Origin of the sequence: Streptomyces sp. NPDC093064 (assembly GCF_044754605.1) — a bacterium.
Taxonomy (GTDB): Bacteria; Actinomycetota; Actinomycetes; order Streptomycetales; family Streptomycetaceae; genus Streptomyces.
This window is the reverse complement of the sequence record NZ_JBIVPK010000016.1, coordinates 17,067-34,221: the sequence shown is the minus strand read 5'-3', so window position 1 is coordinate 34,221 and position 17,155 is coordinate 17,067. Positions and strand designations below refer to the sequence as shown.

The window sequence follows — 17,155 nt, the reverse complement described above, 5'->3', positions numbered from 1 at the left end:
ATGGCAACCGATTACGACACCCCACGCAAGACCGACGACGACGTCGACTCGGACAGCCTGGAAGAGCTGAAGGCCAGGCGGAACGACAAGTCGACCTCCGCTGTGGACGTCGACGAGTTCGAGGCCGCCGAAGGCCTGGAGCTGCCCGGCGCAGACCTCTCGAACGAGGAACTGGCCGTCCGGGTACTGCCCAAGCAGCAGGACGAGTTCACTTGCATGAGCTGCTTCCTGGTGCACCACCGCAGCCAGCTGGCCCGGGAGAAGAACGGTCAGCCGATCTGCCGCGACTGCGACTGAGGCAGGGTCGGCCGTGACCGGCTCGACCCCTCCTTGGAAGCGCCGCATCCCCCACGGGGGAGCGGACTCGGAGCCGTCCGACGGCTCCCACGGCGCGCGTGACGATGAGCAAGGGCCATCCCGTACATCCGACCCGAACGGATCGGCGGGATCGCCCGCGCTCGCATCGGTCTCCGGGCGCGGTGACCCCGCCGTCCCGGCGGGTGGACCCGCGCCCGTGGCCCGGCGGCAGGCCGCGGCGATCCGGCACCGCGCCCGGCAGGCCGGAAAGGCGGCCAGAGACGGCGCGCGCGTGAGCGGCGGCCATGCCAGGGCGGTCTTCTCGTACCTCACCGACCGCGTCATCGACATGGCCCCGCGGATCCCCGTACGGGACCTCACCACGCTGCGCCGGCAGTTCCCGGGCCTCGGGCCCGAACAACTCGCGGACAAGCTGGTGGCGGGTGCGGCGGGCGCCTCCTCCACGGTCGGAGCGGGCGTCGGGGCGGCGGCGATGCTGCCGGTACCGCCCGCGATGCCGACCCAGCTGGCCGCGGAGGTCACCGGAGTCGCGGCGATCGAACTCAAGCTGATCGCGGAACTCCACGAGGTGTACGGGGCGCGGCCCCCCGGAAATCTGAAGGCCCGCAGTACCGCGTATCTGACCGTCTGGTCGCACGAGCGCCGGATCGACGTGCGGAATCCCTCGACGATCGACCTCGCCCTCGGGGGCAAGATGAGGCACCAGCTGCGCCGGCAGATCATGAAGCGGACGGCGCGGGGCCTGCCCAAGCTGACGCCCTTCATGGTGGGTGCCGCGGCCGGTGCCGTCATGAACCGGCGCGAAACCAGGAGGCTCGCCGCCCGCATCCGCGCCGACCTGCGCAAGATCCAGGTCCCGTGGGACGAACTGCCCCCGCTGCCGCCCCTGGAGACCCCCGGGCGTCCACTGCCGCCCCAGGACACCGACGACGGCTCCGACGGCGTCGAAGGCCCCGACACCACCAGCGGCTCGGGGGAACCCGGGAGCTGACGAGCCCGCCCTGGAACAACCTGTATCAGGATCACCTGTACGGGGCCGTGCGGCCCCGGGCTACGCGGCCTCGGGCTACGCGGCCCCGGGCTACGCGGCCTCGGGCTCCGCGGCCGCACGCGCCGCGCTCAGCGCCTGGGCCAGCCGCTCCGGCTCCCGCGTCGACAGGTACAGGTAGGGCGTGGGGTCCTCCGGGTCGGTGACGATGACCCGCAGCGCCCCGGGAATGTAGGCCCGCAGCAGCAGGAAGGCGCGGGTGTCGGCCTTGTGGGTGCGCCAGGCGCGCGCCTCCTCCGCGTCCAGCACCTCCGCCTCGCCGAGCGCCGTGACCGGGATCTTCGCCTCGCCCGCGATCAGCAGACCGCCCACGACCCGGATGCGCGGCGAGCCGTAGGAGCTCGCCACGACCGCCGCCGCCGCGGTGCCGCCGACCAGGCCGCCCAGCATCGGCAGGGTGCCGAAGGGAAGCAGGATCAGGGCGCAGGAGATGCCCAGCAGAAGGCTGATCAGCCACCAGGAACGGGGCGCGGTGAGGCGTTCTTCGTACGGTTGGGCGGAGAGCTGCATGAACCCAGCTTGGCACGGTGTCGGGCGCACGCCGACGCGCGGGTAAGGTCTGCGCCTGTGAGTGGTAGTTCCGCGGCTCTTCAGCCCCCGCCCGACGCCGTTGATCCGATCCGGCACCCCGACGCCCCCGCGCCCGGCGAACTCCTCGGCTCGCACTACGCGGCGTGTTTCGGCTGCGGCGGGGAGCAGCCGCACGGGCTGCACCTCCAGGTGCGGGCCGGTGAGGGTGTCCGCATCACCGCCGAGTTCACCGTGCAGCCTGCCCACCAGGGTGCGCCCGGCCTCGCCCACGGCGGGGTCCTCGCGACCGCCCTCGACGAGGCCCTCGGCTCGCTGAGCTGGCTGCTGCGGACGATCGCCGTGACCGGGCGGCTGGAGACGGACTACGTGCGCCCGGTACCGGTCGGCACCACCCTGCATCTGGAGGCCGAGGTCACCGCGGTGGCCGGGCGGAAGATCTACTCCCGGGCCACCGGACGTGTCGGCGGCCCCGACGGGCCGGTCGCCGTCCGCGCCGAGGCCCTGTTCGTCGAGGTCAAGGTCGACCACTTCGTCGATCACGGTCGCGATCGGGAGATCCAGGCCGCCATGAACGACCCGGACCAGGTCCGGCGCGTCCGCGCCTTCGAGGTGAACCCGTGAGCCGTGAGCCCCTGAACGTGCTGATCCGACGTGTCGACGCCGACGTACCGCTTCCGGCGTACGAGCACCCCGGCGACGCGGGCGCCGATCTGCGCACCACCGTGGCGTGCGAACTGGCCCCGGGGGAGCGGGCCGTGCTGCCCACGGGTGTGTCTGTCGCGCTCCCGGAGGGGTACGCGGCCTTCGTGCACCCGCGATCCGGACTCGCCGCCCGCTGCGGTGTCGCCCTCGTGAATGCCCCGGGGACGGTTGATGCCGGGTACCGTGGGGAGATCAAGGTGATCGTGGTGAATCTCGACCCGCGCGAGTCCGTGCGGTTCGAGCGCTTCGACCGGATTGCCCAACTGGTCGTCCAGCAGGTCGAGAGGGTCCGCTTCCAGGAGGTGGCGGAGCTTCCCGACTCGGCGCGGGCCGAGGGGGGCTTCGGGTCCACCGGCGGCCACGCCGCCGTGGACGGCGCGAGCGGCACGAAGGGCCGGGCCGCCGTGGGCGGACCGGCGGGTGGGAATCGATACGCTTCGGTCGTATCCGACCGGGAAGGACAGTGACGTGTTCGGACGTCGCAAGAAGAAGGGTGCCGCCGAGGACGCGGCCGGCGAGGCCGAGCAGGTCGTCGACAGCGTCGACACCGAGGCGGACGTAGACGTGGAGGGCGAGCGCGAGCGTGTGAGGCTCGAGCCCGAACCGCGGCCCGACGGGCCCTGGGACGGCTCCGAGGTGCGCGAGCCCGCCGAGGGCCGGGTGGACCTCGGCGGCATGTTCGTGCCCGGCATCGAGGGCATGGAGCTGCGGGTCGAGGTCGCGGGCGACGCGATCGTCGCGGCGACCGTCGTCCTGCAGGACAGCGCCATCCAGTTGCAGGCCTTCGCCGCGCCCAAGCGCGAGGGCATCTGGGGCGAGGTGCGCGAGGAGATCGGCAGCGGCATCACCCAGCAGGGCGGCATCGTCGACGAGGTCGAGGGGCCGCTGGGCTGGGAGCTGCGCGCGCAGGTGCCGGTGCAGCTGCCGGACGGCACGGGCGGTTACCAGGTCGTGCGGTTCGTCGGCGTGGACGGCCCCCGCTGGTTCCTGCGCGGAGTGATCTCCGGTCAGGGCGCGGTGCAGCCGCAGGCGGCCGGACTGCTCGAGCAGATCTTCCGGGACACGGTCGTGGTCCGCGGCGAGGGCCCGATGGCGCCCCGCGACCCGATCGTCCTGAAGCTGCCGAACGACGCGCAGATGGTGCCCGAGGGCGTCCAGCAGGACGAGGGCCAGTCCCGCTTCTCCGGCGGGATGGGCCAGCTTCAGCGCGGACCGGAGATCACCGAGGTCCGCTGAGAAGGGTCACCGACAGGACTCAGGGCCGTACCTCACGGGGTGCGGCCCTCCGCTGTACGCGGCCTTCTTCGCGGTCCCGGCCGGAAACCTTCGCGAACGTCCGTCCGTTTGGTTGGTGATCGCATGTTGAAGGGACGGGCGCGGCTGGTGATACTGGCGCCCGGTCCATGGGGGACGGAAACGGGGAGGGTACATGAGCCAGGTGATCACCGAGACCATGGTGCGCGTCGAGGACGTCCACAAGTCCTACGGACAGGCGGCGGCCGCCGTGCACGCCCTGCGTGGAGTCTCCTTCGAGGTGCCGCGGGGCGAACTGGTCGCCCTCAAGGGCCGCTCCGGCTCCGGCAAGACGACACTGCTCAACATCGTCGGCGGGCTCGACGAGCCGGACCGGGGACGGGTCCACGTCGACGGCCGCGACCTGTCCGAACTCGGCGAGGACGGCCTTCTCGGCCTGCGCCGGGACCGTATCGGGTTCGTCTTCCAGTCCTTCGGGCTCATCCCGATCCTCACCGCCGCGGAGAACGTCGGCGTGCCGTTGCGGCTGCGCCGCGCCGATCCGCGCGCCCGGGAGGAGCGCGTCGAGCTGCTGCTGTCCCTGGTCGGCCTCGCCGACCACGCCCGCCAGCGGCCCGGTGAGCTCTCCGGCGGCCAGCAGCAGCGCGTGGCCATCGCCCGTGCCCTCGCCAACGAGCCGGCGCTCCTGATAGCCGACGAGCCGACCGGCCAGCTCGACGCGGAGACCGGCCACGCCGTGATGGAGCTGCTGCGCGCGGTCGTCCGCAGCGAGCAGGTCACCGCCCTGGTCGCGACCCACGACGCGACCCTCCTGGACCTCGCCGACCGGGTTCTGGAGCTGCGCGACGGCAAGATCGTCGAATCGTGACGCCCAGACACCGTGACGCCGTCTCGCTGCCGCGCCGTGACGCCCTGACTTCGTGACGCCGCGACGCCGTAACGCTGTGGCGTCCGCACGTCGTAAGCCGTGACGCCGTGCACGTCAGGGTTGCGTCAAAGACGGCCATCCGCCCCCGCGCGACCCCTTATGTCGCGAATATCGGCCGTAGGGTCGACGCGGCAGACACACGGCGTCCACAGCCGTGAGGGGAAGACAATGGGGCCATGGGACGCGGCAAGCTTCGGATCTACCTCGGTGCGGCACCGGGCGTCGGCAAGACGTACGCGATGCTGTCCGAGGCACACCGCCGGGTGGAGCGGGGCACCGACTGCGTCGTGGGGTTCGTCGAGCACCACGACCGGCTGCGCACCGAGGTGATGCTGCACGGCCTGGAGCAGGTCCCCCGCAAGGCGCTGGAGTACCGCGGGACCACCTTCACCGAGATGGACGTCGACGTCGTGCTGCGCCGCGCCCCGGCCGTCGCCCTGGTGGACGAACTCGCCCACACCAACATCCCCGGCTCCCGCAACGCCAAGCGCTGGCAGGACGTGGAGGAACTGCTCGCGGCCGGCGTCGACGTCATCTCCACGGTCAACATCCAGCACCTGGAGTCCCTCGGCGACGTCGTCGAGTCGATCACAGGCATCCGGCAGCGCGAGACCGTCCCGGACGAGGTGGTGCGGCGGGCCGACCAGATCGAACTGGTCGACATGTCGCCGGAGGCCCTGCGCCGCCGGATGGCGCACGGCAACATCTACAAATCGGACAAGGTCGACGCCGCCCTGTCCAACTACTTCCGGCCCGGCAACCTCACCGCGCTGCGCGAACTGGCCCTGCTGTGGGTGGCCGACCGGGTCGACGAATACCTCCAGCGCTACCGCAGCGAGCACCAGGTCTCCAAGATCTGGGGCTCGCGCGAGCGGATCGTGGTCGGTCTGACCGGCGGCCCCGAGGGGCGCACGCTGATCCGCCGGGCGGCCCGGCTGGCCGAGAAGGGTGCCGGAGGGGAGGTCATGGCCGTCTACATCGCCCGCAGCGACGGACTGTCCTCCGCCTCCCCGAAAGAACTGACCGTCCAGCGCACCCTCGTGGAGGACCTGGGCGGCACCTTCCACCATGTCGTCGGCGACGACATACCCGCCGCGCTGCTCGACTTCGCCCGCGGGGTCAACGCCACCCAGATCGTGCTGGGCTCCTCGCGCCGCAAGACCTGGCAGTACGTCTTCGGACCGGGCGTGGGCGCCACGGTGGCCCGCGAGTCGGGCCCCGACCTCGACGTGCACATCGTCACCCACGGACAGGTCGCCAAGGGGCGGGGACTGCCGGTGGCCCGCGGCGCCCGGCTCGGCCGCGCCCGGATCGTCTGGGGCTGGACGGTCGCGGTCGCCGGACCGGTGGCCCTCGCGCTGCTGCTGAACACCGGGGACATCGGCCTGGCCAACGACATGCTGCTGTTCCTGGCCCTGACGGTGGCCGCGGCCCTGCTGGGCGGGCTGCTGCCGGCGCTCGCCTCGGCAGCCGTCGGATCGCTTCTGCTGAACTACTACTACACCCCGCCCCTGCACCGGCTGACCATCGCCGACCCCAAGAACATCGTCGCCATCGCGATCTTCGTCGGCGTCGCCGTGTCCGTGGCCTCCGTGGTGGACCTCGCGGCCCGCCGCACCCACCAGGCCGCCCGGCTGCGCGCCGAGGCGGAGATACTGTCCTTCCTCGCTGGCAGCGTGCTGCGCGGCGAGACCAGCCTGGAGGCGCTCCTGGAGCGGGTCCGCGAGACCTTCGGCATGGAGTCGGTGGCGCTGCTCGAACGGCAGAGCGACGTGGACCCCTGGACCTGCGCCGGCCGCGTGGGCACGGGCGGACCGCTCCAGCGCCCGGAGGACGCCGACGTGGACATGCCCGTCGGCGACCACATGGCGCTGGCGCTGACCGGACGGGTGCTGCCCGCCTCCGACCGCCGGGTGCTGGCCGCCTTCGCCGCCCAGGCCGCCGTCGTCCTGGAGCGCCGGCGCCTCCAGGAGGAGGCCGACCGGTCCCGCGCCCTCGCGGAGGGCAACCGCATCCGCACCGCGCTGCTCGCCGCCGTCAGCCACGATCTGCGCACACCGCTCGCCGGGATCAAGGCGGCCGTCTCCTCGCTCAGGTCCGAGGACGTCGAGTGGTCCGAGGAGGACCGCGCCGAACTGCTCCAGGGCATCGAGGAGGGCGCCGACCGGCTCGACCACCTCGTGGGCAACCTGCTGGACATGTCCCGCCTCCAGACCGGCACCGTCACCCCGCTGATCCGCGAGATCGACCTCGACGAGGTGGTGCCGATGGCGCTGGGCGGGGTGCCCGAGGACAGCGTGCACCTGGACATCCCGGAGTCCCTGCCGATGGTCGCCGTCGACCCCGGGCTGCTGGAGCGCGCGGTCGCCAACCTGGTGGAGAACGCCGTGAAGTACAGTCCGCCGGACGAGCCGGTGCTGGTGTCCGCCAGCGCCATGGCCGACCGGGTCGAGGTCCGGGTCGTCGACCGCGGACCGGGCGTCCCGGACGAGGCCAAGGACCGCATCTTCGAGCCGTTCCAGCGGCACGGCGACGCCCCGCGCGGAGCAGGCGTCGGCCTCGGCCTCGCCGTGGCGCGCGGCTTCGCCGAGGCCATGAGCGGCACGCTCGAGGCCGAGGACACGCCCGGCGGCGGTCTGACGATGGTCCTCACCCTGCGGGCCGCGGAGAGCCTTCGCGCCCCCGCACGGCTCGCCGAACCAGAAAGGCAAACCACATGACGCGGGTGCTGGTGGTCGACGACGAGCCGCAGATCGTGCGTGCGCTCGTGATCAACCTCAAGGCACGCAAGTACGAGGTCGACGCCGCCTCCGACGGCCGGACCGCCCTCGACCTCGCCGCCTCCCGCCACCCCGACGTGGTCGTCCTCGACCTCGGCCTGCCCGACATGGACGGCGTCGAGGTGATCAGGGGCCTGCGCGGCTGGACCCGGGTGCCGATCCTGGTGCTGTCCGCCCGCCACTCCTCCGACGAGAAGGTCCAGGCGCTGGACGCGGGCGCCGACGACTACGTCACCAAGCCCTTCGGCATGGACGAGCTGCTGGCCCGGCTGCGGGCCGCAGTCCGCCGCGCCGAGCCCGTCGGGAGCGGCGAGGACGGTGTGCTGGTGGAGACCGAGGACTTCACCGTCGACCTGGCCGCGAAGAAGGTCAACCGGGCCGGCAAGGACGTACGGCTCACCCCGACCGAATGGCATCTGCTGGAGGTGCTGGTGCGCAACACCGGCCGGCTGGTCAGCCAGAAGCAGCTCCTCCAGGAGGTGTGGGGGCCGTCGTACGGCACGGAGACGAACTATCTGCGCGTGTACATGGCACAGCTGCGCAGGAAGCTGGAGGCCGACCCCTCGCACCCCAAGCACTTCGTCACCGAGCCGGGGATGGGCTACCGCTTCGAGAAGTGAGCGGTTACGTCGCCCTCCAGGCACCCCGGTACGCTTCAGACATGAGTGCTGTTCCTCGTTCCGAAAAGCCGGCGGGCAGGTTCCGGCGCATGCTCGACCGGCTTTCCTCGTCGCAGGAGGACCTGGAGTCCGAGGAACTGCGGGAGGACGCCGAGACCGCGGGCTGTACGCGGATCGGCGACTGCACCGACCGGCAGATCGTCACGGTTACTGGTACCTTGCGCACGGTCACCCTGCGTCCACGTGCCGGAGTCCCGGCCCTGGAGGCCGAGTTGTTCGACGGCACGGCCGCGCTGGACGTGGTGTGGCTCGGCAGGCGCTCCATCGTCGGCATAGAACCGGGGCGCAGGCTGATCGCATCGGGCCGGATCTCGATGAGCCGGGGCCGCCGGGTGCTGTTCAATCCCAAGTACGAACTGCGACCCCTGGGACGGGAGTAGCCGGTGACGTCACTCGACAAGCCGACCGAAAACACGACTGCCGAAGACGACGCCAGGGCGGTGACGGAGGCCGCCCTGTTCGAGGCGTTCGGCGGGGTGCGGGGCATGGTCGAGACGGTGCTGCCCGGCCTCCTCTTCGTCACCATCTTCACGATCAACAAGGACCTGCACTGGTCGGCGATCGCCGCGCTGGCCGTGTCGCTGGTGCTGGTCGTGGTCCGGCTGGCGAGGCGGGACACCGTCAAGCACGCCTTCAGCGGTGTCTTCGGCGTCGCCTTCGGTGTCGTCTTCGCGATGATGACCGGCAACGCCAAGGACTTCTACCTGCCCGGCATGATCTACACGCTGGGCCTGGCCGTGGCGTACATCGTGACCACGCTGGCCGGGGTCCCGCTGATCGGCCTGATGCTCGGCCCGGTCTTCAAGGAGAACCTCTCCTGGCGCACCCGCAACCCGGGCCGCAAGAAGGCCTACGCCAAGGCGAGCTGGGCCTGGGGCCTGATCCTGCTCGCCAAGTGCGCGATCCTCTTTCCGCTGTACTGGTGGGCCGACACCACCCAGCTCGGCTGGGTCCTGGTCACGCTGAAGATCCCGCCGTTCCTGCTGGCGGTCTGGCTGACCTGGGTCTTCCTCGCGAAGGCGCCCGCGCCCATCGACGTGTTCGCGGAGATGGAGGCGGAGGAGAAGGCCGAGGAGGAGCGCAAGGCGGCCCTGGCGCAGGAGGACGGCGAGGCACCGGCTGCCGGCCGTCACCGCCGCCAGACCTGAGCACCGCCCGTACGAACGGCGAAAGGCGCCCGGATCTCCGGGCGCCCCTCGCCGTATGCGGACGTCGGTACTCGTACCGGGCGCCCCGCCCCGTTCGTGTCGTGCGTGCCGGGCGTCAGCGGTCCCGGCGCACCGACAGCAGGTCCTCCAGCTGCTCCTCACGGGCCTGCGCGGCCACGAACAGCAGCTCGTCACCCGCCTCCAGGGAGTCCTCCCGGGACGGGGTGAGCACCCGGGTGCCGCGGATGATGGTGACCAGCGAGGTGTCCTCGGGCCACTCGACGTCCCCGACCTGGGTGCCGGCCAGCGCCGACTCCTCCGGCAGGGTCAGCTCCACGAGGTTGGCGTCGCCGTGGCTGAAGCGCAGCAGCCGGACCAGGTCGCCGACGCTCACCGCCTCCTCGACCAGCGCGGACATCAGACGCGGGGTGGACACGGCCACATCCACGCCCCAGGCCTCGTTGAACAGCCACTCGTTCTTCGGGTTGTTCACGCGGGCCACCACCCGCGGCACGCCGTACTCCGTCCTCGCCAGCAGGGAGACGACCAGGTTCACCTTGTCGTCGCCCGTCGCGGCGATCACCACGTTGCAGCGCTGAAGCGCCGCCTCGTCCAGCGAGGTGATCTCGCAGGCGTCGGCCAGAAGCCACTCGGCCTGCGGCACGCGCTCGACCGAGATGGCGGTCGGCGCCTTGTCGATGAGAAGGACCTCGTGGCCGTTCTCCAGCAGCTCGCCCGCGATCGAGCGACCGACCGCCCCGGCACCGGCAATGGCGACCCTCATCAGTGACCGCTCTCCTCTTCCGGGCCCTCGGCGAACGCCGCCTCGACCTTCTCCACGTCGTCCGTCCGCATCATCACGTGCACGAGGTCGCCCTCCTGGAGCACCGTCTGCGAACTCGGCAGGATCGACTCGCCGAGGCGGGTCAGGAACGCCACCCGGACGCCCGTCTCCTCCTGGAGTCTGCTGATCTTGTGGCCCACCCACTTCGGGGAGGCGTGCACCTCGGCGAGCTGGACGCCGCCGGTGGGGTCGCGCCACAGCGGCTCGGCGCCCGAGGGCAGCAGTCGGCGGAGCATCTGGTCGGCCGTCCAGCGGACCGTGGCCACGGTCGGGATGCCCAGGCGCTGGTACACCTCGGCGCGGCGGGGGTCGTAGATACGGGCCGCGACGTTCTGCACGCCGAACATCTCGCGGGCCACCCGCGCGGAGATGATGTTCGAGTTGTCGCCGCTGGAGACGGCCGCGAAGGCACCGGCCTCCTCGATGCCCGCCTCGCGCAGGGTGTCCTGGTCGAAGCCGATTCCGGTGACCCGGCGGCCACCGAACCCGGGGCCCAGCCGGCGGAAGGCGGTGGGGTCCTGGTCGATCACGGCGACCGTGTGGCCCTGTTGCTCCAGGGTCTGGGCGAGAGCGGAGCCCACTCTCCCGCAGCCCATGATGACGATGTGCACGACCGTCCTTCCGATGTCAATAGCGACTGCTGAGTCCCATCAGGGTCTCAGACAGAGGGACAAGCTACACATGCCCGGTTCGGGGCGGGCACCCCCCTACCGCATCCTTAACGCCTCCGCCGTGGGCGGCGTCTCACTCGGCCTCGAGAGGGCGGCGCCGAGTGATGCTGCGCACGCTGCGCAAGGTCAGGAATCCGAGGCCGAACAAGGCAGCGGCGGCGCCGATCAGCTCCGCGGTCGTGGGCATGGGGCCTCCGGGGGGTCGGCGGGGAGCGGGGTCCAGACATCCAGGCACGGCGCACATCCCGCCTGCGGAATCCGCAGGATCTTCGTGTCCGGAATTCACTCGTGAGGCAGATCCGGGACGGCAGGTGCACGACCCGGGGGGTTAAGGCCTACGATCCTCTGTTGTGTCCAAACTGACCGACGTGCCCAAACGTATTCTGATCGGGCGCGCACTGCGCAGTGACCGGCTGAGCGAAACGCTCCTGCCGAAGCGCATCGCCCTCCCCGTCTTCGCCTCCGACTCGCTGTCCTCCGTGGCGTACGCGCCCGGCGAGGTCCTGCTGGTCCTGTCCGTCGCGGGCGTGTCGGCGTACCACTTCAGCCCCTGGATAGCGGTCGCGGTGGCCGTGCTGATGCTGACCGTGGTCGCCTCCTACCGGCAGAACGTGCACGCCTACCCGAGCGGCGGCGGCGACTACGAGGTGGCGACCACCAACCTCGGCTCCAAGGCGGGCCTGACCGTCGCCAGCGCGCTGCTGGTCGACTACGTCCTGACCGTCGCCGTCTCCATCTCCTCCGGTATCGAGAACCTCGGCTCCGCCGTCCCCTTCGTCGTCGAGCACAAGGTGCTGTGCGCGGTCACCGTCATCGTGCTGCTGACGCTGATGAACCTGCGCGGGGTGAAGGAGTCGGGCACGCTCTTCGCCATCCCCACGTACGTGTTCGTCACCGGCGTCTTCATCATGATCGCCTGGGGCGCCTTCCGTGGACTCGTCCTCGGCGACACGATGCGGGCGCCGACCGCCGACTTCCACATCAAGGCCGAACACCAGGGACTCGCCGGCTTCGCCCTCGTCTTCCTGCTGCTGCGCGCCTTCTCCTCCGGCTGCGCCGCGCTCACCGGCGTCGAGGCGATCTCCAACGGCGTCCCCGCCTTCCGCAAGCCGAAGTCCAGGAACGCGGCGAGCACGCTGGCGATGATCGGCCTGCTGGCCGTGACGATGTTCTGCGGCATCGTCACGCTGGCCATGACGACCGGCGTCCGCATGTCCGACAACCCGGCCGCCAACCTCCTGCGGGGCGGCGTCCCGGTCGGCCCGGACTATGTGCAGAACCCGGTGATCTCCCAGGTCGCCGAGGCCGTCTTCGGCAAGGGCAGCTTCCTGTTCCTCATCCTGGCCGCGGCGACGGCGCTGGTCCTCTTCCTGGCCGCCAACACCGCGTACAACGGCTTCCCGGTGCTCGGCTCGATCCTCGCCCAGGACCGCTTCCTGCCCCGCCAGCTGCACACCCGCGGCGACCGGCTCGCCTTCTCCAACGGCATCGTGCTGCTCGCGGGCGCCGCCGCCCTGCTGGTCGTCGTCTACGGCGCCGACTCGACCCGGCTGATCCAGCTGTACATCGTCGGCGTGTTCGTGTCCTTCACGCTCAGCCAGGTCGGCATGGTCAAGCACTGGAACCGCCACCTGGCCACCGAGCGGGACCCGGCCAAGCGCAGCCACATGATCCGCTCCCGCGCCATCAACACTTTCGGGGCCTTCCTCACCAGCACGGTGCTGGTCGTCGTCCTCGTCACCAAGTTCACGCACGGCGCCTGGGTGGCCCTGCTCGGCATGTGCATCTTCTTCGCGACGATGACCGCGATCCGCAAGCACTACGACCGGGTCGCCGAGGAGCTCACGGCCCCCGACGACCCGGGCGACGACACCGTCCGGCCCTCCCGCGTCCACTCCGTGGTCCTCATCTCCAAGATCCACCGTCCCGCCTTGCGCGCCCTGGCGTACGCCAAGCTGATGCGCTCGGACACCCTGGAGGGGCTCACCGTCAACGTGGACCCGGCCGAGACCCGGGCGCTGCGCGAGGAGTGGGAGCGGCGCGGCATCGACGTACCCCTGAAGGTGCTCGACTCGCCCTACCGCGAGGTCACCCGCCCGGTCATCGAGTACGTGAAGAGCCTGCGCAAGGAGTCCCCGCGCGACGCCGTCTCGGTGATCATCCCCGAGTACGTCGTCGGTCACTGGTACGAGCACCTGCTGCACAACCAGAGCGCGCTGCGCCTGAAGGGCCGGCTGCTGTTCACGCCGGGCGTGATGGTCACCTCGGTGCCCTACCAGCTGGCTTCCTCCGAGGCGGCCAAGCAGCGCGCCCGCAGGCGCCAGGACTGGAACGCGCCCGGCGCGGTGCGGCGTGGCCCGGCTCAGGAGCGCCCGAAGGAGCCGAAGGAGTCGCCGGCCGTGAAGGGCTGACCGGCTTCTGCTCGGCGCCGCACCTGATGGTGAACGGCCGGACGGCACCCACGTAGACTGGTGGGCTGTTGTCCGGCCGTACGCCTTTCCCGATCTGGAGTCACCCCACCATGCAGGCAGAACCGAAGAACTCGCAGGTGGGACCGGAGCCCGGCGGCTCGGGGGCGGGCCGGGAGCAGGGCGGCTCGCTGGTGGGGCAGGAGTACGAGGTCGAGATCGGCCCCGTCGCCCACGGCGGCCACTGCATCGCCCGCACCACCGAGGGCCAGGTGCTGTTCGTACGGCACGCGCTGCCCGGCGAGCGGGTCGTGGCCCGGGTGACCGAGGGCGAGGAGGGCGCACGCTTCCTGCGCGCGGACGCGGTGCGGATCATCGACGCCTCCAAGGACCGCGTCGAGGCCCCCTGCCCCTACGCCGGACCCGGCCGCTGCGGCGGCTGCGACTGGCAGCACGCCAAGCCGGGAGCCCAGCGGCGGCTCAAGGGCGAGGTGATCGCCGAGCAGCTGAAGCGGCTCGCGGGCCTCACGCCCGAGGAGGCCGGCTGGGACGGCACGGTCATGCCCGCCGAGGGCGACAAGCTGCCCGCGGGTGAGGTCCCGCAGTGGCGCACCCGCGTGCAGTACGCGGTCGACCCCGCCACGGGGAAGGCCGGCCTGCGCCGCCACCGCTCGCACGAGGTCGAGCCGATCGACCACTGCATGATCGCGGCTCCCGGAGTGAGCGAACTGGGCGTCGAGCGGCGCGACTGGACCGGCATGGAGTCCGTCGAGGCGATCGCGGCCACGGGCTCGCAGGACCGCCAGGTGATCCTGACCCCGCGCCCGGGCGCCCGCCTGCCGCTGGTGGAACTGGACAAGCCGGTCTCCGTCCTCCGGGTCGACGAGAAGACCGGCGGCGTCCACCGCGTGCACGGCCGGCCCTTCGTCCGCGAACGCGCCGACGGCCGCACCCACCGCGTGGGCGGGGGCGGCTTCTGGCAGGTCCACCCGAAGGCGGCGGACACCCTGGTCACGGCAGTCATGCAGGGCCTCCTGCCCCGCAAGGGCGACATGGCCCTCGACCTGTACTGCGGCGTCGGCCTCTTCGCCGGCGCCCTGGCCGACCGCATCGGCGACAAGGGCGCGGTGCTCGGCATCGAGTCCGGCAAGCGCGCGGTGGAGGACGCCCGGCACAACCTCGCCGACTTCCCCCGCGTCCGCATCGAACAGGGCAAGGTCGAGTCCGTCCTCCCGCGCACCGGCATCACCGAGGTCGACCTGATCGTCCTCGACCCGCCCCGCGCCGGCGCCGGCCGCACCACGGTCACCCACCTCACCTCCCTCGCCGCCCGCCGCATCGCCTACGTGGCCTGCGACCCGGCCGCCCTGGCCCGCGACCTGGCGTACTTCCGCGAGGGCGGCTACCGGGTGCGGACGCTGCGGGCGTTCGACCTGTTCCCGATGACGCATCATGTGGAGTGCGTGGCGATTCTGGAGCCCGCGCAAAAGGGCCTCTGAGCTGCTGCTTTTCGTGTGATCCGGGCCAATGGCGGGTTGAGGCGACCTGTTTCCGGCAGTCCACCGCGTGGAGCGTGCCGCAGGCTCGCGCCACGTGTCTCACCTGCGGCTTCGCGCAGCGGTGCGCGGGTGACGAGTGCTCTGCCCCGACCTCGTGACGGGCGGTCGGGGAGACGTCTTGACGCTAGTTCGACGCTGATTCTGGCGGAGCGTCATGATGCTCGCTCGGTGGGCTGTCGAGCCAAGTCGCAGGTCCTGGCCGGCGCCCGCGGTCTCAATCTCGGCGGCCGCCAGTGCACGGTTGTGGCGCACGGAGGGCCAGAAGGACCAGGCGATCAGGTGACGCCCACGAGGCATCGTCACCCACCCTGCTCGGCACGTCGGGCCGGCCCTGGGCCGGCACATCTTCTCACCCGCCGATCACGGGCTTGACCTTGACATAGTGACAAGGTGTCCCCTGGGTGCAGGAGGTGGTTTCGATCAACCCGACAAACGGAACCCTGCAGAACGCTCGGGTGGCCAACGCCCTGAGCGCCGAGAACCCGTCGGTCCGGCTTCAGGCGGCCCTGGCGGTCGGTTCGAACGCCGCCCCCGGCTTCCTGGAGACGCTCGTCGAGCGGTGCGCGGTCGAGCCGGACTTCTTCGTGCGGGACATGCTGTCCTGGGCGTTGACCCGCCTCTCGCCGGAGATCACGCTGCCCCGGATTCGCCAGGAACTCGACTCCGAGCGCACTCGGGCCCGCAGCCAGGCGTTGCACACGCTCTCCAAGATCGGCGACAAGAGCGCGTGGGCCTGGATCACGCGCGACATGCTGCGCGACGCCGACGACGAGGTCGCGCGGACCGCGTGGCGCGTCGCGGTCGTCCTCGTGCCCGAGGACGAGAAGAAAGACCTGATCGACGAACTGGTCATGCAGCTCGGCCGCGGCGACCGCAATGTGCAGCTGAGCCTGAGCCGGGCCCTCGTCGACCTCGGCAACGTGACCAAGCCCGCCCTGGAGAAGGCCGCGGCGAGCCCCGACCCGGCGGTGGCCGCGCACGCCAGTGCCACCGAGCTGCTCCGGCAGAATCCGGAGACCGGTTTCGACGCGGCCATCGACGAGGCGAAGCGAGTCGTGATCCTCGGCCCGGAACGAGCCGCTGCCGCGGAGACCGCCGAGCCTACGGAGCCGACCGAGTCGACGGAGGCTGCCAAGCGCGTGAAGGCTGCTGCGGAGACCGCGTAATGCTGATCGGTGATGTGGCCCGTCACTCGGGGGTGAGCCCCCGGATGCTCCGGCACTACGACGCCCTCGGGCTGGTGCGACCGACGGGTCGCACCGTCGGCGGCTACCGTGAGTACTCCGCTGAGGACGTCCGCAGGATCTTCCACGTGGAGAGCCTGCGGTCCCTCGGGCTCTCGCTCAAGCAGATCGGGCGCGCGCTGGAGGACCCGGCCTTCACGCCGTCCGCCCTCGTCAGCGACCTCATCCGGTGGACGGAAGACCGCTTGGAGCGGGAACAGGAGCTGCTGGAGCGGCTCCGCGCTGTCGATGCGTCGGCGCCCACCGGCTGGCAGGACGTCCTGCGCATCGTCGAACTCATGCAGGGGCTCAACTCGACCAGTGCCGCCCGCAGGCAGCAGGCCGTCCTGGCCCGGCCGGAGGGCGTGTCGGTTCCCGCCGTGCTGCTGGCCGGGGCGCTCCTGGCCGAATCCGACCCCAACGTCGCGGGCGCCCTGCGCTGGGCGCTCGCCCGATCGGGCGGCGACGGCGTGGCGGCACTGGCCGCCGGCGTGCACTCGGAGGACGTCGACATCCGGCGACGCGCGGTGCTGGCGATCGCCGAGATGGCCGAGGCCCCAGGTGCGACCGCGGTGCTTGCGGACGCGCTCGGGGACCCGGACACGGGGGTGCGCAGACAGGCCGCTCTGGCGTTGGGCAGGCGTGGCGTGACCGGGGCCGTGCCGACACTCGTCGGCATGGTGGTCGAGGGTTCCAACGACGTCGAAGCGGCGGAGGTCCTGGGAACGCTGTCCCAGGACCCCGGGTGCGCGGACCGGATCATGACCGCACTGGTCGACGAACTCGCCGCGCCCACCGCGGACTCCGCGACGCGGATACGTCTGACCCAGGCGCTGGTCGAGCTGTCGGGGACCACCGTGCAGGAGGTCCTTCGCCAACTGGCCCACGACGACGACCGCGCTGTCGCCCTCGTTGCCTCGGCCTTCGTCACGGTTGTCGACGAGCGGTCTCCCGAAGACCGAGGCGACGAGGGTTCCTGAAGTCGCACGACCGAAGCGCCGCGGCACCCTGTTTTCGATCCCGGCGGTGCGTGTCGAGGGCAGCCATTGCTGTAGGTGGCG

At 71.4% G+C, this 17,155-nt stretch carries 17 protein-coding genes; 14 read left to right on the top strand and 3 right to left on the bottom strand.

Annotated features, from left to right (window positions below; genetic code table 11):
- Together ACIQFZ_RS20755 and ACIQFZ_RS20750 are read left to right on the top strand one after the other, a co-directional pair.
- Window positions 1-297, top strand: coding sequence for a DUF4193 domain-containing protein (locus ACIQFZ_RS20755; protein WP_005481602.1), 297 nt, complete (start codon window positions 1-3; stop codon window positions 295-297).
- A 13-nt stretch (window positions 298-310) separates the two neighbouring features.
- Window positions 311-1,309, top strand: a complete 999-nt coding sequence (locus ACIQFZ_RS20750; RefSeq protein WP_365417527.1) for a hypothetical protein — start codon at window positions 311-313, stop codon at window positions 1,307-1,309.
- Window positions 1,310-1,399: 90 nt separating this feature from the next.
- Here the strand turns inward: ACIQFZ_RS20750 and ACIQFZ_RS20745 are convergent, their stop codons facing one another.
- Window positions 1,400-1,876, bottom strand: a complete 477-nt coding sequence (locus ACIQFZ_RS20745; RefSeq protein WP_365417530.1) for a DUF3093 domain-containing protein — start codon at window positions 1,874-1,876, stop codon at window positions 1,400-1,402.
- A gap of 57 nt (window positions 1,877-1,933) precedes the next feature.
- Here ACIQFZ_RS20745 and ACIQFZ_RS20740 point away from each other — a divergent pair, with 57 nt between their 5' ends.
- From ACIQFZ_RS20740 to ACIQFZ_RS20705, 8 genes are all read left to right on the top strand, one after another.
- A complete protein-coding gene (locus ACIQFZ_RS20740; protein WP_365417532.1) occupies window positions 1,934-2,518 on the top strand; it encodes a PaaI family thioesterase in 585 nt (194 codons plus the stop codon).
- A complete protein-coding gene (gene dut / locus ACIQFZ_RS20735; protein WP_365417535.1) occupies window positions 2,515-3,066 on the top strand; it encodes a dUTP diphosphatase in 552 nt (183 codons plus the stop codon). The genes ACIQFZ_RS20740 and dut overlap by 4 nt, the downstream gene beginning before the upstream one ends.
- Window position 3,067: 1 nt before the next feature.
- Complete coding sequence (locus tag ACIQFZ_RS20730) at window positions 3,068-3,835, top strand: DUF3710 domain-containing protein (protein ID WP_365774140.1); 768 nt, start codon at window positions 3,068-3,070, stop codon at window positions 3,833-3,835.
- Window positions 3,836-4,028: 193 nt separating this feature from the next.
- Window positions 4,029-4,721, top strand: a complete 693-nt coding sequence (locus ACIQFZ_RS20725; RefSeq protein ID WP_365417540.1) for an ABC transporter ATP-binding protein — start codon at window positions 4,029-4,031, stop codon at window positions 4,719-4,721.
- A gap of 236 nt (window positions 4,722-4,957) precedes the next feature.
- Window positions 4,958-7,501 (top strand): ATP-binding protein, encoded by a 2,544-nt coding sequence (locus ACIQFZ_RS20720; protein WP_383059033.1) that lies wholly within the window; start codon window positions 4,958-4,960, stop codon window positions 7,499-7,501.
- Window positions 7,498-8,181 (top strand): response regulator, encoded by a 684-nt coding sequence (locus ACIQFZ_RS20715; RefSeq protein ID WP_358737097.1) that lies wholly within the window; start codon window positions 7,498-7,500, stop codon window positions 8,179-8,181. The genes ACIQFZ_RS20720 and ACIQFZ_RS20715 overlap by 4 nt, the downstream gene beginning before the upstream one ends.
- A gap of 41 nt (window positions 8,182-8,222) precedes the next feature.
- Window positions 8,223-8,621: an OB-fold nucleic acid binding domain-containing protein gene (locus ACIQFZ_RS20710; RefSeq protein WP_141357534.1), complete on the top strand. Its 399-nt coding sequence runs from the start codon at window positions 8,223-8,225 to the stop codon at window positions 8,619-8,621.
- Window positions 8,622-8,624: 3 nt separating this feature from the next.
- On the top strand, window positions 8,625-9,389 hold the full coding sequence (locus ACIQFZ_RS20705; RefSeq protein ID WP_365417547.1) for a DUF3159 domain-containing protein: 765 nt from the start codon (window positions 8,625-8,627) through the stop codon (window positions 9,387-9,389).
- A 115-nt stretch (window positions 9,390-9,504) separates the two neighbouring features.
- Here the strand turns inward: ACIQFZ_RS20705 and ACIQFZ_RS20700 are convergent, their stop codons facing one another.
- On the bottom strand, window positions 9,505-10,173 hold the full coding sequence (locus ACIQFZ_RS20700) for a TrkA family potassium uptake protein (protein WP_365417550.1): 669 nt from the start codon (window positions 10,171-10,173) through the stop codon (window positions 9,505-9,507).
- Complete coding sequence (locus tag ACIQFZ_RS20695) at window positions 10,173-10,844, bottom strand: TrkA family potassium uptake protein (protein WP_365417553.1); 672 nt, start codon at window positions 10,842-10,844, stop codon at window positions 10,173-10,175. Before ACIQFZ_RS20695 ends, ACIQFZ_RS20700 begins: the two co-directional genes overlap by 1 nt.
- A gap of 410 nt (window positions 10,845-11,254) precedes the next feature.
- Here ACIQFZ_RS20695 and ACIQFZ_RS20690 point away from each other — a divergent pair, with 410 nt between their 5' ends.
- The 4 genes from ACIQFZ_RS20690 to ACIQFZ_RS20675 all read left to right on the top strand — a co-directional run bounded on the left by ACIQFZ_RS20690 (window position 11,255) and on the right by ACIQFZ_RS20675 (window position 17,074).
- Complete coding sequence (locus tag ACIQFZ_RS20690; RefSeq protein ID WP_402691852.1) at window positions 11,255-13,315, top strand: APC family permease; 2,061 nt, start codon at window positions 11,255-11,257, stop codon at window positions 13,313-13,315.
- A gap of 110 nt (window positions 13,316-13,425) precedes the next feature.
- Window positions 13,426-14,811 carry a TRAM domain-containing protein gene (locus ACIQFZ_RS20685; RefSeq protein ID WP_365417559.1) on the top strand — a complete coding sequence of 462 codons (1,386 nt, stop codon included), beginning with the start codon at window positions 13,426-13,428 and terminating at the stop codon, window positions 14,809-14,811.
- Window positions 14,812-15,272: 461 nt separating this feature from the next.
- The gene (locus ACIQFZ_RS20680) at window positions 15,273-16,037 is read left to right on the top strand and encodes a HEAT repeat domain-containing protein (RefSeq protein WP_376651096.1); all 765 of its coding nucleotides are present in this window, start codon (window positions 15,273-15,275) and stop codon (window positions 16,035-16,037) included.
- Window positions 16,037-17,074, top strand: a complete 1,038-nt coding sequence (locus tag ACIQFZ_RS20675) for a MerR family transcriptional regulator (protein ID WP_402691851.1) — start codon at window positions 16,037-16,039, stop codon at window positions 17,072-17,074. The genes ACIQFZ_RS20680 and ACIQFZ_RS20675 overlap by 1 nt, the downstream gene beginning before the upstream one ends.
- The last annotated feature ends 81 nt before the right edge of the window (window positions 17,075-17,155 follow it).